Source organism: Dehalococcoidia bacterium (assembly GCA_025054935.1).
Lineage (GTDB): Bacteria > Chloroflexota > Dehalococcoidia > SpSt-223 > SpSt-223 > JANWZD01.
Window position 1 is genome coordinate 543,472 of the sequence record JANWZD010000001.1, and the last position, 15,134, is coordinate 558,605.

Annotated in this window: 13 protein-coding genes and 1 riboswitch; of the genes, 7 read left to right on the plus strand and 6 right to left on the minus strand. The window is 67.0% G+C overall.

The genetic code is table 11. The features are described 5' to 3' along the window. The first annotated feature begins 106 nt into the window (after positions 1-106). Genes NZ773_02390 through NZ773_02400 form a run of 3 tightly spaced genes read left to right on the plus strand, consistent with a single transcriptional unit; the run spans position 107 to position 2,157 of the window. A complete protein-coding gene (locus NZ773_02390; protein MCS6800776.1) occupies positions 107-646 on the plus strand; it encodes a sigma-70 family RNA polymerase sigma factor in 540 nt (179 codons plus the stop codon). A gap of 43 nt (positions 647-689) precedes the next feature. Further along, positions 690-1,112: a hypothetical protein gene (locus NZ773_02395; protein ID MCS6800777.1), complete on the plus strand. Its 423-nt coding sequence runs from the start codon at positions 690-692 to the stop codon at positions 1,110-1,112. A gap of 4 nt (positions 1,113-1,116) precedes the next feature. Beyond that, positions 1,117-2,157 carry an undecaprenyl/decaprenyl-phosphate alpha-N-acetylglucosaminyl 1-phosphate transferase gene (locus tag NZ773_02400; protein ID MCS6800778.1) on the plus strand — a complete coding sequence of 347 codons (1,041 nt, stop codon included), beginning with the start codon at positions 1,117-1,119 and terminating at the stop codon, positions 2,155-2,157. Here NZ773_02400 and NZ773_02405 read toward each other — a convergent pair. From NZ773_02405 to purF, 5 genes are all read right to left on the minus strand, one after another. After that, complete coding sequence (locus NZ773_02405; GenBank protein MCS6800779.1) at positions 2,154-2,876, minus strand: glycosyltransferase family 2 protein; 723 nt, start codon at positions 2,874-2,876, stop codon at positions 2,154-2,156. The genes NZ773_02400 and NZ773_02405 overlap by 4 nt on opposite strands. 48 nt (positions 2,877-2,924) lie before the next feature. Next, on the minus strand, positions 2,925-3,551 hold the full coding sequence (gene tmk, locus NZ773_02410) for a dTMP kinase (GenBank protein ID MCS6800780.1): 627 nt from the start codon (positions 3,549-3,551) through the stop codon (positions 2,925-2,927). 1 nt (position 3,552) lies between these two features. Further along, positions 3,553-5,172, minus strand: a complete 1,620-nt coding sequence (purH, locus tag NZ773_02415; protein MCS6800781.1) for a bifunctional phosphoribosylaminoimidazolecarboxamide formyltransferase/IMP cyclohydrolase — start codon at positions 5,170-5,172, stop codon at positions 3,553-3,555. Between the two features lie 41 nt (positions 5,173-5,213). Continuing rightward, a riboswitch (ZMP/ZTP riboswitch) is annotated at positions 5,214-5,302 on the minus strand. 82 nt (positions 5,303-5,384) lie between these two features. Further along, positions 5,385-5,999 (minus strand): phosphoribosylglycinamide formyltransferase, encoded by a 615-nt coding sequence (gene purN, locus NZ773_02420; GenBank protein MCS6800782.1) that lies wholly within the window; start codon positions 5,997-5,999, stop codon positions 5,385-5,387. After that, complete coding sequence (gene purF, locus NZ773_02425) at positions 5,996-7,423, minus strand: amidophosphoribosyltransferase (GenBank protein ID MCS6800783.1); 1,428 nt, start codon at positions 7,421-7,423, stop codon at positions 5,996-5,998. Before purF ends, purN begins: the two co-directional genes overlap by 4 nt. A 232-nt stretch (positions 7,424-7,655) precedes the next feature. Between purF and NZ773_02430 the strand changes: the two genes are divergently transcribed. The 4 genes from NZ773_02430 to NZ773_02445 all read left to right on the plus strand — a co-directional run bounded on the left by NZ773_02430 (position 7,656) and on the right by NZ773_02445 (position 12,046). Continuing rightward, a complete protein-coding gene (locus NZ773_02430) occupies positions 7,656-8,480 on the plus strand; it encodes a glycosyltransferase family 2 protein (GenBank protein ID MCS6800784.1) in 825 nt (274 codons plus the stop codon). A gap of 110 nt (positions 8,481-8,590) precedes the next feature. Further along, the gene (locus NZ773_02435; GenBank protein ID MCS6800785.1) at positions 8,591-9,475 is read left to right on the plus strand and encodes an amidohydrolase family protein; all 885 of its coding nucleotides are present in this window, start codon (positions 8,591-8,593) and stop codon (positions 9,473-9,475) included. 7 nt (positions 9,476-9,482) lie between these two features. Beyond that, on the plus strand, positions 9,483-10,490 hold the full coding sequence (locus tag NZ773_02440) for a hypothetical protein (protein ID MCS6800786.1): 1,008 nt from the start codon (positions 9,483-9,485) through the stop codon (positions 10,488-10,490). Beyond that, positions 10,487-12,046, plus strand: coding sequence for an AMP-binding protein (locus NZ773_02445; GenBank protein ID MCS6800787.1), 1,560 nt, complete (start codon positions 10,487-10,489; stop codon positions 12,044-12,046). The genes NZ773_02440 and NZ773_02445 overlap by 4 nt, the downstream gene beginning before the upstream one ends. Here the strand turns inward: NZ773_02445 and NZ773_02450 are convergent. Beyond that, complete coding sequence (locus tag NZ773_02450; GenBank protein MCS6800788.1) at positions 12,036-15,122, minus strand: transcriptional regulator; 3,087 nt, start codon at positions 15,120-15,122, stop codon at positions 12,036-12,038. The two genes, NZ773_02445 and NZ773_02450, sit on opposite strands and share 11 nt — an antisense overlap. Between the last annotated feature and the right edge of the window lie 12 nt (positions 15,123-15,134).

A 15,134-nucleotide genomic window follows, 5' to 3' on the forward strand; every position in this document is an offset into this window, starting at 1 on the left:
GCCGAGCGCTTTGGGACGCTTGACGGGACGAGAACAAATGTTCTATTCTCAACGCGGGATGAGCCCCCGCTGAGCGCGGGGCGATCGCGGCGGAAGGAGCGCTCCGCTGAACTGCAGCTACCACCCTCTCTACGCTCTTGTCCTCGCTTCTCAGGCGGGCGACCGCGCCGCTCAGGAAGCATTAGTCGAGCGGTTTCAGCCGCTTCTCCGTTCGCTCTGCCGAGGCTGGCCCGACTATGAGGAGCACTATCAGGAGATGGTCTGCCAGTTTCTCGAACTGGTTCGCGACTACGATCCCAGCAGCTCCATTTACTTCGGCCACTACATCAAGGTGAAACTCGCCTGGCGGATGAAAAACTACCGTCGCCGCATTCGGCAGCGAACGCGGCCGGAAACGCCGCTGCCCGCGCCGGAGCACGCCATCGCTGCCGCGCCTGACCTTATCGAGCGTGTCGACGTGGAGATCGCGCTGCAGCGGCTGTCGGCGCGCCAACGCGACGTCCTCATCCGGTCGTACTGGCACGACGAGGACGCGGCACCGATCGCGCGCGCGCTTGGGATCAGCGCGCGCGCTGTCCGCGCTCTCCGGCTGCGCGCCGAGCGCCGGCTCGCTGCGCTTCTTGGCGAGAAGCAGGGTCCCCCGTAGGAGAGTTCTCGACTCGGCGCGACCAGTCTGCTACGCTGAACACGTGCGCGCGCTTCTTCCTCTGCTCGCGCTTCTGCTCTGTGCCAGCTGCGGGTGGAGCAGCCCGATACGGGAAGCAGAAGAGCAGGCGCTCGCGGCGTTCCGCGCCGAGTTTGGCGGGGTCGGCCGCCGCCCGCCTTGGACAACCAAGATCAGGATCGCCCCTGACGGCGATTGGGTCGTCCGCGAGATCAGCCATCTCGCCGTCGAGACCCGCCTCGTCGCGCTCGACGATGAGGCGCGCCGGCGCGGGGTTGAGTGGCGCGGCGAGGTGATGGTGACCTACTGGTCGCGGGTGATTGACGCAGCCGCTTGGCGCGGGCCAGCACTGCCCAGTTCGTGGGACCAGTACGCGGCGCTCTATCGCGTCGAACGCGCCGACGGCCGCCTCATCGTCGCTCCCGTGCTGCCTTCCCCCGGGTTCTGAGCGCGTGATCGCCACGCCGCCCCTCGTCGGCTACCTGATTGTCGCCGCCGTCGCCTTTGCTGTCGGCACGTTGGCGCTCCCGCTCGCTCACCGGTTCGGGGTCGCCCAAGGGATGATCGATCTTCCTCGCCCGGGGGAAGCGCAAGAGCGGCCGCTGCCGCGGAGCGGCGGCTACGCGCTGTATGCAGGGTTCTTCGCCGGGCTGCTTGCCGCCATCGTGCTCTTCCCGCGCTATCCGGGCGAGTGGCTTCGCCTTGCCGGGCTCGTCGCCGGCGCTCTTCTTATCCTGCCGGTCGCCTACCTCGACGACCGCTACCGCCTCTCGCCCTGGCCCCAGTTCGGGATGCAGGTCGCTGTGGCCCTTGTCGCCGTGCTGTTCACGATCCAGATCGACATGGTCCGCCGCATCGAACTGCCCCTGCTGATCGCGGTCCCCCTCACCGTGCTCTGGATCGTCGGCATGATCAACACCGTCAATTTTGCCGACGGCGTCGACGGCCTCGCCGGCGGCGTGGGCGCCATCGCAGCCTTGACCCTCTTTCTAGTCTCGGTGATCCAAGGGCAGCACTCGATTGCGGCGTTGCCGCTGGCGCTCGCGGCCGCCTCCCTCGCCTTCTTGCGCTGGAACTTTTTCCCCTCCCGGCTGATCCTCGGCACCTCGGGAGCGACGCTGATCGGCTTCCTCTTGGCGGTCTTTTCGATCATCGGCGGAGCGAAGATCGCCGCGGCGCTGATGGTGATGGGGCTGCCGATTGCGGATGTCGCCTCGGTGATCCTCTACCGCCTGCTCCAGCGGCGCTCGCCGTTCAAAGGCGGCGACCGGGCGCATCTTCACCACCGCCTGCTCGATCTCGGGCTGACCCAGCGTCAGGTGGTGTATCTCTTCTACGCACTCACCGCCTTCCTCGGCGGACTGGCGATCTCGCTGGGCGCGGCGGGCAGTGAACGCTGGCCGGGGCTGATCCCGATGGCGGTGATTGTCGTGGGGGTGCTCGCCTACGTCCTCTCCAAGACGTGGCGGCCTGCCAGGGCGTCGCGCCGCTAGGAGCGGCGGAGCGGCGGAGCGGGGCCGAAGCGAACGCGCAACAGCCCCCGCACGTCGTCGATCGCAGTGCGGATGATGTTGACGCGGCTATCGAGATCTTCGATCCATTCGACCGGCACCTCTGCGATCCGGTAGCCGTGCTGCTCCGCGCGGAGCAGCAGCTCCGTATCGAAGAACCAGCTCTCGTCTTCGACAAGGGGCAGCAGCTCGTGCGCCGCCTGCCGGGTGATCGCCTTGAAGCCGCACTGCGCATCCGAGAAGTGGTTCCAGAAGAGCACCTTGATCAGCAGGTTGTAGCCTCGCGAGATCACTTCGCGCTTCAGCGAGCGGGTGGTGCGCGAGGCCGGCATTAGCCGAGAGCCGATGGCGAGGTCGTAGCCGCGGGTGACGATGGCGTCAATGAGCGGAGGAAAGGCGTTCAGATTGGTCGAGAGGTCGACATCCATATAAGAGAGGATGTCGGCAGTGGACGCGAGCCATGCTGCGCGAAGAGCGCGTCCGCGGCCTTTCTGCTCAAGGCGAAGGTAGTGAACATCGGCGTGCTCAGCGGCGAGCGCTCTGCCGACTTCAGGGGTGCGGTCGACCGAGGCGTTGTCCGCGATGACGATCCGCCACGGGTAGGAAAAGCGCTCAATGAGAAACGCCCGCAGCTGCGCGATGCTCCCCGGCAGCGCTTTCTCTTCGTTGTAAACGGGAATGACGATCTCGACCGAGGGCATCGCGCTACCACACCCAGACTCCCTGCGCTCCCAGCAGCAGACGCCGAATTATAGGTCGCCCTTCGCTCCCGCGGAGACGAAGGGAGCAACCGCCGTGAGCACAGCGCGGTGCACGGTCGCCGGGTCAGCGCTGCCGTCGACCACGCGCACCGCAGCGCCGGCAAGGCGGGCGGCGTCGCGGGCGCGCTGATACGCCCGCGCCACCGCGCGTAGCCGATCGAGCCGCTCATACTGTTCGGGGGGGCGGCCCCGCTGGAGGAGCCGCGCGAGGCAGACCTCCGGCGGCACGTCGAGAAAGACGGTGAGGGCGGGGTGATCAGCCCAGCGATTGATCGCAGCGACCCACTCGACGGGGAGGTCGATGCTCTGGTAGGCGAGCGATGAGAGCAGGGAGCGGTCGCTGACCACAACCGCGCCCGCTTCGAGAGCGGGGGCGATGTCGCGCTGCAGATGCTCAAGCCGGTCGGCCGCAAACAGCAGCGCCACGGTCGCCGGCGCGAGCGGAAGCGAACCGCTCAGGAAGCGGCGGAGGAGCTCGCCAATCGGCCGGTCGGTCGGCTCCCGCGTTGCGAGCACCGCGTGGCCGCGGCGACGAAGCGCATCGGCCAAGAGCGCGCATTGGGTTGTCGTCCCAGCGCCGTCGAGCCCCTCGAGAGCGATGAAGCAGCCCGCCATGCTAGTGGCGAAAGTGACGCATGCCCGTGAACACCATCGCCATGCCGTAGTGATTGACGGTCTTGATGACCTCATCATCGCGGATCGATCCGCCCGGCTGAATGATGGCGGTAACCCCACCTTTGGCTGCCCGTTCGACTCCGTCGGGGAAGGGGAAGAACGCGTCTGAAGCGAGCACCGAGCCGGGGGCGCGGTCGCCGGCGCGCTCGAGCGCAATCGCCACCGAGGTGACGCGGTTCGGCTGGCCGGCGCCCATTCCGACCATCATGAGGTCTTTCGCAAGGACGATGGCGTTCGACTTGATATGGCGGCAGACCCGCCACGCGAAGAGAAGATCGGTCAGCTCCTCGAGTGTCGGGCGCCGCGCAGAGACAACTTTGAGATCGAGCGGGTCGACAGGGACCGCATCCCGCGTCTGCACGAGCAGGCCTCCGCTGACGCGGCGGAGGTCGTACTCGAGCGGGAGATGACCGGCGGGGGGCTGCGAACGCTCATGCGCCTCGGCGACGAGGCGCTGCCACTCGTCGCCCGCGACAGGACGCCGGGGCGGCGGCTGCACCAGCCAATCGCCGACTTCGAGCAGCCGCAGGTTACGCTTCTTCTTCAGGATGGCGAGCGCTTCCGGGGTAAATGCGGGCGCGATAATCACTTCGTAGAACGTCTCGGCCATCAGCCGCGCCGTGTCGGCATCGACCGCGCGGTTGAGCGCGACGATGCCGCCGTACGCCGAGACCATATCCCCCTCAAAGGCGCGCTGATAGGCTTCGGCGAGGATCGGCCGCGTCGCTAGGCCGCAGGGGTTGGTGTGCTTGACAATAGCGACCGTCGGCGCAATGAAGTCGGCGACGGCGCTCAGCGCCGCGTCGGCGTCGAGAATGTTGTTGAACGACAGCTCCGCTCCGTGAAGCTGACGCGCGTTGGTGATGCGCAGGCCGCGCGGCGCCGGCGACAGTTCGCGATAGAACGCTGCCTGCTGATGCGGGTTCTCCCCGTAGCGGAGCGTGCGCACCTTTTCGAGGGCAATGGTGAGCTGCTGGGGAAAGCGCTCGGCATCGCCGCGGAGGTAGTGCGCAATCACGGTATCGTACGCGGCCGTATGCTGGAAGGCCTTCGCCGCCAGCTGACGGCGAACGGCGAGGTCGAGCCCGCCGTCACGCAGCCCTGCGAGAACGCGGTCGTAGTCTGCGGGGTCGCAGACGACAATCACGTCCGGATGATTCTTCGCGGCAGCGCGGAGCAGTGTGGGGCCGCCGATGTCGATCTGCTCGAGCGCCGCTTCCAGCTCGACGTCGGGAGAGGCGACGGTCTCGGCGAACGGGTACAGGTTGACGCAGACTAGGTCGAGGGGAGCAATGCCGTGACGAGCGATCTCCTCCAGGTCGCTCGCGACGCGCCGCCGCGCCAGCAGGCCGCCGTGGATGTTCGGATGGAGGGTCTTGACCCGTCCCTCGAGGATCTCAGGGAAGCCGGTAAGGTCGCTGACCGACCGGACCGCCACGCCGGCGTCGCTGAGCGCGCGTTTGGTGCCGCCCGTGGAGTAGAGGTCGAACCCGAGCTCCTGGAGGCCGCGGGCAAACTCGACAATCCCGTGCTTGTTGGAGACGCTAAGAATGGCGCGCATGAGACTTCCCCTCCGTAGCGTGAACGTCGGGTATGAGGCGGCGCTGCAGCCCAGGCGAGCGGCTGCATGGCGAAGACGCTGAGACTTCCCCGTGGTCCGTTCCACGTGCGCGCCAGTCGTCCCAGCGAGGGTGATGATAGGAATCGGGCGAGGCGGGTGTCAATGCGGCCGCCTGCCGCAGGGGAGGGCGCGTCTTGTGCGCAAAGGGAGCGCTACGCCTTTTCGACAATCCGGACGCGCCGCCCCTCGATGCGAAGCCGTCCCTCGGCCAGCAGGCGGACCGCCTCTGGCAGCAAGCGATGCTCCTCCGCGAGAATGCGGGCGCTCAGGCTCTCGACGGTGTCGTCATCGAACACCGGCACCGCGGCCTGCAGGATGATCGGCCCGGCGTCGACTTCCTCCGTCACGAAATGGACCGTGCAGCCAGTGACCTTAACGCCATACTCCAGCGCATCCGCCTGGGCATGGAGCCCTCCAGCAAATGCCGGCAACAGCGAGGGATGGACATTGAGGATCCGGCCGGCAAACTGGCGCACGACCTCGGGATGCAGGATCCGGTCGAAGCCGGCAAGGACCACGATCTCGACCCCATAGGAGAGAAGGGTCTCGCAGATGGCGAGATGCTGCGCTTTCCGGGAGGGAAAAGCCGCCCGCTCATGGACAACAGTCGGGACGCCCGCCGCCGCGGCCCGCTCTAAGGCCGGCACTCCCGCATGGTTGCTGATCACAACCACGATCTCGCCGCCGAGCTGGCCGGCCGCTTGGGCATTGAGGAGGGCCTGCAGGTTCGAGCCTCGGCCTGAGACGAGGACCCCAATCCGGCTCACGAGCGGACGGCGACGATCGGCACGCCGCGGCCGTTCACGCGGGTCTCCAGTGCCAGCTTATCCATCTCCAACTGGACCGGGATCGGATAGTCGCCGGTGAAGCAGGCGGTGCAGAACCGCTCCGCGGGCAGCCCGACCGCCCGGTGCAGCCCGGCGATGCTGAGATAGCCGAGCGAATCGGCGCCGATCCACTGCCGAATCTCCTCAACGCTCTTGTGCGCGGCGATCAGCTGATCGCGCGTCGCCAAGTCAACCCCGAAGAAGCACGGATGTTTGACCGGCGGCGCGCAGACGCGGAGGTGCACCTCGGTCGCGCCGGCACGACGCAGCAGCGCCACCACATGCGGCGTTGTCGTGCCGCGAACGATGCTGTCGTCGACAACGACGACCCGCTTCCCCTCGAGGACGTGCGGCAGCGGGTTGAACTTCAAGCGGACCCCAGCATCACGAATGCGCTGGTCCGGCTGGATGAAGGTGCGGCCGACGTAGCGGTTCTTCAGCAGCCCCTCGCGAAACGGGATCCCTGATGCCCGCGCATACCCGATCCCGGCCGCAGTCGCCGAGTCGGGGATCGCCATCACGAGGTCCGCCTCGACCGGATGCTCGGCAGCGAGCTCCGCTCCCATCGCCTCGCGCGCGAGATAGAGCAGCCGGTCTTCGATCACGCTGTCTGGCCGGGCGAAGTAGATGAATTCGAAGATGCACGTCGCCTGGCGCTCGTTCAGCCGCCCGAGGAAGCTGCAAATTCCTGACGCGCCAAGCTGGACAATCTCTCCGGGCATCACTTCGCGCAGGAAGGTAGCGCCGATATGGTCGAGCGCGCAGCTTTCGGAAGCCGCAACCCACCCGCTGCCGAGCTGCCCAAGACACAGCGGCCGAACGCCCAGCGGGTCGCGCACGGCATACACCGCCTCGCGGGTCAGCAGCGTCAGGCTGTAGGCGCCCGAGAGACGCGCCATCGCTCGGCGAATCTTCTCTGGCCAGGTAACGCCCGGCGCTTGCGCGATCAGGTGAGCGATCACCTCGGAATCCGTCGAGCTTTGGAATGTCACCCCCTGCGCCATCAGCTCCTCGCGGAGCGGCTGCGCATTGACCACGTTGCCGTTGTGAGCGAGGGCCAGCGGTCCGAGCGGTGAGGAGACGACGAGCGGCTGCGCGTTGACGAAGCGGCTTGAGCCGGTGGTCGAATACCGATTGTGGCCGATCGCGAGGTCGCCCTGCAGCAGAGCAAGATGCTCCTCTTCAAACACTTGGTTGACGAGCCCCATCCCGACATGCCGCTGCACCTCGCCCTGGCGGTCGATGACGGCGATGCCGGAACTCTCTTGCCCCCGATGCTGAAGCGCATATAGCGCAAAAAAGGTGAGCCTCGCGACATCCTCCCCAGGGGCGTAAATCCCGAAGACGGCGCATGCTTCCTGCAACTGCTCCATCTCGAACTCCCACCCGCTCGGCCTCGGGTGTGACCTAGTCGCGTCGTGCTGGTGCGCCGCCATGCGCGAAACAGTTCATCGCGGCCGGCCTTGGCCGCAGCAAAAAGTATATCGCCGCCGCTTCCCTGCCGGCAATCTTAGCAAGCAAGCAGACAGGAGTGAAGCTCCTGCAGTCCGGTCTGCTACGATCGCTCTGCGCCCAGCGTCTGAGCGGGAGCAAAGGGTGTGGGACGGTAAGCGAATCAGCGTCATCTTTCCGACGTATAACGAGAAAGACTCCATCCGCGCCGCCATCGAGGAATTTTTCGCAACCGGCGTCGTTGATGAGATTGTCGTCGTCAACAACAACGCCGCTCCCGGCACGCACGAGGAAGTGGCCAAGACGGCGGCGCGCGAAGTGTTCGAACCGCGGCAAGGATACGGCGCCGCAATTCAGCGAGGCCTGCGCGAAGCGACAGGCGACTACCTGATCATCGCCGAACCGGACGGCACCTTCGACGGCCGCGACGTGCGCAAGCTGCTTGCCTACGCGGAAGACTTCGACGTCGTCTTCGGCACGCGCACGACCAGCTCGCTGATCGGCGAAGGCGCGAACATGGGGCTGTTTCTCAAGTGGGGAAACTGGGCCGTCGCCAAGCTGTTCGAAATCCTCTTCGACACCACCCACTTCTCTGACGTCGGCTGCACGATGCGCCTCCTCACCCGCGAGGCGCTCGCCAAGATCCAAGACGGCTTCACCGTCGACGGCTCGCATTTCGGGCTGGAGATGATGCTGCTCGTCGTCACGCGCGGCCTGCGCTATATCGAGATCCCGGTTCACTATCGCGCCCGTGTCGGCAAATCGTCCGTCACCGGCGACCCGCTCAAGGCGGTGCTGCTCGGCCTGCGGATGATCCTGTTTATTCTCACTTGGCGGCTGCGGCTTGCCCGCCCTCCGTCAGGACGGCTCGCTCTCCTCCTGCCGCTCGCGCTGCTGATCCTCCTTGCGATCTCGTCGGAAGGAGCGCGCTGGATCAGCAGTCTGAGGCGCAATTTGCATCACTCCTGAGCGCTCTTCCCGCGTGTTTGACACGCTTTCCAGCCTTCCGTAGCATTCGCGGGAGTCCCACATTGGTCTGATTGGTTATGGAGCACGGAACCACGAGTCCCACCCAACCGATGACGGTGTCCGAGGATGGGCGCCGTTTTCTTCTGCCGGCGATCGACCCCGTCGTCAACCTCTGGACCGCCGAGGACATCGCCGTTTTCCCCGACCACCTGAACGAATTTTGGGAGCGCATCCGTCTCAACGAGCAGTTCAAGCGCGGCGTTGAGATCGAGCAGATGATCGAGATGATGGACCGCGCCAATATCGAAATCGCCTTTCTCTTAGCAGCGCGGGGCGGCGAATGGGAGATCACCTACAAACGGGTGTATGACGTCTGCGAGCGCTACCCCGACCGCTTCCGTCCGATCGCCGGGATCGACCCGAACCGCGGGATGGCCGGCGTCAAGGAGCTCGAGATCGCCGTCACCGAGTATGGCTTCATCGGGGCCCATCTCTACCCCCATTGGTTCGGCATGCCTCCGGACCACGCCCTCTATTTCCCCTACTACGCCAAATGCGCCGAACTCGAAGTGCCGATTCAGATCCAAGTCGGGCATTCCGCGCAGCGGCGGATGCCCACCGTCGCCCGGCCGATGGCGCTTGACATGGTGGCGATCGCGCTGCCCGAACTGAAACTGTTCTTGATCCACACCGGCTGGCCCTATATCGGGGAGTCGATCTCGGTTGCGTGGAAACATGAACATGTCTATATCGGCACCGATGCCCATGCGCCCCGCTACTGGGAACCCGAGTTCATCCAGTTCATCAATACGCGCGGGCGCAAGAAGGTGATCTTCGGCACCGACTGGCCGATTATTGACTTCGAGCGCGCGCGGCGAGAGATCCTCGAGATCGGCATCCGGGATGAGAGCATGCCGTGGCTGATGCGCGAGAACTGCCGACGGCTCTACGATCTCTGGGAGCTTCCGCCGACCCCAGGCACCGAAGGGGAGTGAGCAAGCCGTGACCATCATCATCACGACCGATGTTGAGCGCGCGGCGCGGCGCACCGACCGGACCCTGCGCATCGGAGAAAGCGACGTCGTCGGCCCGGAGGCGCGAGCGCTCGCCGAGCGGCTTGGAGTGCGGATCGTCCGCGCTAATGGCGACGTGCTTGTTGCCCCTCCTGCCGCACCGCCGCCTGTCACCCCGCCGCCGGTCTCCCCAGCCGCGCCTTCCCCGTCGCCACCTTCACCCCACGGTGTCGCTCCGCCGCCCCCGCCTCTTGCGCCCGCCCCAAATCCTGTCGAGGTGCTGCGCCGCCTGCGCGAGCAGAGTGCAGGCGGCCAGCCGCGCGAGAGCGGACCCGTTTCTCCCGTCCCGCCTCCGCGGCTTCCGATCGAGCAGTACGGCGCCGGCCGCGTGACTGACCCGGTGCAGGAGATCGGGCGTCCAACCCCGCGTCCTGCCTCGCCGCCCCCAATCCGCTTCCCGAGCGAGGTATCGTCCGCGCCTGCTGCCGAGCCCGCGGCAACGGCGACGGTGCTGCCGGTCCAGCGGATCCCGGTGGCGACGCCGGCCGAACCGCCGGCAGCAGCAGCCCCTTCCCCCGTGGCGCCCCCTCCCTCGCCGACGCTCATCTCCTCGCGCCGCCCGCCCACCTACCGCCAGCGCCGACGGGCAGCGCGCATTGGGGCTCCGCCGTCGCAGATGGGCATCATTCTTGGCCGCATCATCGACTCCCGAGAGGTGCGCCGCGCTGCCGAACAGGGGGTCCGGCTCGTCCGGGTCGCGCCCGAAGCGTACATCACGCGCGCGGCGCGGCGGGCAGCGGCGGTCCTCGGCGTGGTGCTGTATCCCGACAGCAGCCTGAACGAGGTCGATGACCGAACAAAGGCGGGAACAGTGCTCAACCCGATCTCGCTTGAGCCCGCGATCACGCGCCGCGGCCCGGGGATTGTCCATCCGGGCGGGCTTCCGATTGGCGGCGATCATCTTCCCGGCACGCTCGGTGTGGAGGAGAAGGCATGACCCAACTGACGAAACCGTGGGTTTCGGTGCCGCTCAATATCGCAGACGGCCTGCGCGTCAGTGCCTACCGAACGCCGAACAAAGTTGCTGTCTTCCAAGGCGAGAAGCGCCTCACCTTTCGCGAGCTGAACGAGCGCGCGAACCGGGTCGGCAATGCGTTCCGAGGTCTCGGCCTCCAGCAGGGCGATCGGATCGGGATTGTCCTTGCCAACATCCCGGAATACATCGAGATCTGCTTTGGGCTCGCCCGCGCCGGCTTTGTCATGGTGCCGATCAGCTATCGCCTGATTGGCTCAGAGATCGCCTATCACTTGAACGACTCGGGCGCAGTCGCGTGCATCTTCGCCGACGAATACGACGGCGCGATCGAAGCGGCGCGTACCGAGGCGAAGGATGTGCGCCACTGGGTCCGGCTGGGCGCGTCTCCTCGCGCCGGCACGATGAACTACGAGGACCTGCTCGCGAGCGCCTCTACGAGCGATACCTACGTTCCGGTCGACGAGACGACCCCCTTCTGCATCTACTACACCTCGGGCACGACCGGACTTCCGAAGGGCGCGGTTGTCTCTCACCGCTCGCGCGCGCTCACTTTCTTCGCCATGGCAGCGGAATTCGGCTGCTATTCCCCCGATGACATCGGGCTTGGCACCGCGCCGATCTATCACGGCGCAGGAATGGCGTTCTCCTTGGCAACGGTCTACTTCGGCGGCACCCTCTCGGTGATGAAGCAGTTCCGTCCAGAAGAAATGCTCCACCGGATCGCCACCGAAGGGGTCACCAACGCCTTTATGGTGCCGACGATGTTCCACGCCATCTTCGGCCTCCCGAAAGCGACCCGCGACAAATACGACCTCAGCCGCTTCCGCGTCTGGATGTCGAACGCCGCCGCGCTGCCCCAAGCGACAAAGGAACTGATCGTCGCCGAATGGCCGCACACGCGCCTTTTTGAGCTCTACGGCTCAACCGAGGGAGGCATCGTTACCGCCCTCCGACCGGAGGATCAGCTTCGGAAGATCCAATGCGTTGGGCATCCCTTTCCGCTCACCGAAGTCATCCTCCTCGACGACGACGGCAACGAGGTCGGGAACAACACCGTCGGCGAACTGTTCTCGCGGAGCCCGTATCTCTTCAACGGCTATCTCAATCGTCCTGAAGAGACGGCCGCTGCCTTCCGAGGCGAATTTTTCAGCGCCGGCGATCTCGCTGTCCGCGATGACGAAGGCCATATCTACATCGTCGACCGCAAAAAAGATATGGTCGTCTCCGGCGGCACCAACATCTATCCGCGCGAGATTGAAGAGGTGCTCTTCCGCCATCCGAAGATCGCCGATGTCGCCGTGATCGGGGTTCCCGACCCCTACTGGGGTGAAGCGCTGAAGGCAATTGTTGTGCTTCGTCCCGGCGAGCAGGCGACCGAAGAGGAGATCATCGCCTTCACCGAAGGAAAGCTGGCCGGCTTCAAGAAGCCGAAAAGCGTGGCGTTTGTCGACGAACTGCCGCGCAACGCTGCCCAGAAGGTGCTCAAGCGGCAGCTTCGCGAGCAGTTCAAGAACTGACGGGCAATCCCCGACGGATCCGTTCGAACAGGGCGACAGTCTCCGGCAGCGGGTCGGCGCCCAGCTCCTCGCGGAGTGCCCGGAGACAGCGCCGATACACCCGGACCGCCGCCTCGCGGTCGCCGGCCGCCGCATGGGCGCGCATCAGCAGCTGATGGGCGCGCTCGTAGGCGCGGTCACGCCGAAGCACTGCCTCGCCGAGCGCCACCGCCTCGGGGAGGCGGCCATCCGCGAGGAGACGGGCGCCGAAGTCGACCGCCGCGCTGAGGTAGCGCGCAAGGAGGCGCTCGCGCTCTTCAATCGTCCACGGGTCGTAGAGCGCTTCGACGAGATAGTCGCCGCGATAGAGGGCGAGCGCGCTTTCGAGCGCCCGCTTCGCGAAAGCATCGTCCCCGCGCGCCGCGCTCTCGACGCGAACATCGAACTCATCGACGTCGATCCACACCCCGGACGTAGGCGCAAAGGCGTACGCCAGCCCATTGCGGCGGATAAAAAAGGGCGGGACCCGCGCCGGCCGGCGCGGCTCGATCGCCGCGTTGAGGGCGTTGAGCGCGACCTTGAACTGGCCTTCAGCAGCCGCCGGGTCGACCGCCGGCCAGAGCAGACTGCAAATCTGTTCCCGCTGCAGCCACCGGCCGCGCCACGTAACAAGCAGCTGGAAAAGCTGCTTGGCCTTTTCGCGCTGCCACTCACGGGGGGCAACTTCGCGCCGGCCGCGCCACACTCGGAAGGTGCCGAGCAGCTGCACGCGAAGGGTGTAGCCGGGGTGATAGTCGGTCAGCGTCGGGTCGGCGGCGACGGTAGGAAACGCCTGACGCACGATTTCCTCCGCAAGCGCCGCGTATCGCGTCGCGCGCGCCTTCAGGAGCACCGGGATCAGCGCCGCCGTATCACGCGGGCCGTAGAGGCTCGGGCCCGCGAGCAGACCCCGGACTCCTAGGCGGGTGACAAGTTCGAGCAGCGCTTCGATCGGCTCCTGTGCCTCCTCGCCGCGCTGGAGAGCGAAGATAGCGCGCCAGAGCGCGACAACCGCGAGCCCGAAAGCGTCTTCTACCTGACGCGCTGCGCGCTCTGCCCGCTCGAGCGCGTCTGCGCTGTCTGCCGCTTCGTTCGCAACGGCAACGGCCGCCCTCGCCACCAGCGCCCACGCTCTGAGCCAGCGATCGCCAGCGCGGGCAGCGATCGCCGTCGCCCGTTCAAATGCGCCGTCGGCGTCCCCAAGCTCTCCGGCGTGCCCATGCGCTGCGAGAAGCCCGAGATACGCTTCGGCCTCGGTTCGCTGAATGCCCGCGGCGCGGGCGACGGCGATCGCGGTCTCGTAGGCGCGGATCGCGGCCGCCGGATCGAGCGGGGCGGCGACCTGATAGGCATGACCGAGCCGGATCCATGACACCGCTTCGGTCAAGAGATGGCCGGCGCGCTGGGCCTCGAGGATCCCGCGCTGGGCCATCGCGAGGGCGCGCGCGCCGCTGCCCATCGCGGCATCGAGGTAGGCGAGGAGGAGCGCCGGCTCGCGGTGAGCCGCCGGCACACCGCCCGGTGAGCCGATCTCGATCTCGCGCTCGACATTCGCCCGCGCTTCTGCGAGCCGCCCAGTCCGCAGCAGAAGCCGCGGCGGCGCCTCCTCCATCGGCGCGGCGCCGAGCGACCGTTTCGCGGCAAGCACCCGCAGCGCCTGCCTCGGCCTTCCCACGTCGATCCAATGCTGCGCGACGAGGTCGAGATGCTCCGCCCACCGCGGATCGTCCCGCGACAAGAGGCGGCGAGCGGCGCGCAGGGCTGCTCGTGCCTGGTTCGGCTCGACCGTATCGAGCGCAAGGGAGGCGAGCAGATGAAGCGCGCTCACTGCCATTGCGGCGTCATCCGCCGCTGCCGCGCACGCTCGCTTCGCAAGCGCCCGCGCTCGAGGAATCCTTCCTGCCGCGCGATGCGCCCGCGCTGCGGCGAGCGCCGCCCGCGCGGGGGCGTCTTCTCCGTACAGCCGCTCGAACCAGCCGGCAACTGCCGCGGGGTCGAGCGCGAGCCACGCCTCCGCGCAGCGATCGAAGAGCGCACGCGCCGTCTCTGCATCCTCAGCGAGCAGCCAGTGGCCGAGGGCCGCCGGGTTGTCGCCCAGCCGCTCCGCAACCGCCCGATTGCACTGCTGCCACCATCCCCTCTCCCGACGGGCAAGGTCACGGACCGCCTGACGCACAATCGGAAGAAGCAGCGGCCCCGTGCGCGGCGCCCCGAGAGAATCGAGCGTCGTCTCCTCGAGGGCTCGGCCGAGCACTGCCGAAACGGCCGGAAGCGCGCTCGGCTCGTCGACCGCAGCAAGGGCAAAGAGCGCCCGCCGGTCGGCCTCGTCAAGAGGCGCCACGATCTCGCGCTCGACATAAGCGGCCAGCAGCGCCTCCGCTTCCTCGCGCGAGCTGCTCCTGAGCGCAAGGTCAACGGCAATCGGCCATCCTTCCGCCGCCTCCAGCGCGGCTCCGCCAGTCAGCTGCTGGCGACAGAGGGCGCGCAGCTGCCGGGCTTCCTCGTCAGTAAACGCGAGGTCAGCCGGACCAATCCGGACCGCATCGCCGCGCGCAAGGAGAGACGCTCCTGCGGCAGGAAGCGGCCAGCGGCGAGCAGCGAGGATGAAATGGACCTGCTCCGGCAGCCACGCGATGAGTTCCTCGACGAGCCGTGCGGCGGCAGCGCTGAGCAGATGAGCGTCATCGAGGATGAGGAGCGTCTCGTCCTCCAGCGCACGGGCAAGCGCGTTGGCGAGAGCAGACGGAGAGCGCGCTTCTGCGGCGCTCGGCACAAGCGCGGCGAATGCTTGGGCGAGGTGAGCGAGCAACGTCTCGGCTGGCTCTGCAGCCGCCCGGCACCAGACCACTGGCCAGCCGCCCCGCTCAGCCAGGCCGGCGAGGGCGATGGTCTTCCCATAGCCTGCGGGAGCGACCAGAACAGTGAGCCGGACCTCCCCTGCGACCGCGAGCAGCTGGTCGAGGCGGGGACGACGCAGCCATCGCTCGCGCCAGCGGGGGATGGCCGTCCGGCTGAGCACGACGGGGTGAAACTCGCCTGTAACTGGTTCCTCTACCATGAGGCTGTCGAA

Excerpts from the sequence above, each read along its gene's own strand:
- NZ773_02405 (MCS6800779.1), bottom strand. The coding sequence starts at position 2,876 with ATGCCCTCGGTCGAGATCGTCATTCCCGTTTACAACGAAGAGAAAGCG.
- tmk (MCS6800780.1), bottom strand. The coding sequence starts at position 3,551 with ATGGCGGGCTGCTTCATCGCTCTCGAGGGGCTCGACGGCGCTGGGACG.
- purH (MCS6800781.1), bottom strand. The coding sequence starts at position 5,172 with ATGCGCGCCATTCTTAGCGTCTCCAACAAGCACGGGATTGTCGAGTTT.
- NZ773_02435 (MCS6800785.1), top strand. The coding sequence starts at position 8,591 with ATGACGGTGTCCGAGGATGGGCGCCGTTTTCTTCTGCCGGCGATCGAC.
- NZ773_02445 (MCS6800787.1), top strand. The coding sequence starts at position 10,487 with ATGACCCAACTGACGAAACCGTGGGTTTCGGTGCCGCTCAATATCGCA.
- NZ773_02450 (MCS6800788.1), bottom strand. The coding sequence starts at position 15,122 with ATGGTAGAGGAACCAGTTACAGGCGAGTTTCACCCCGTCGTGCTCAGC.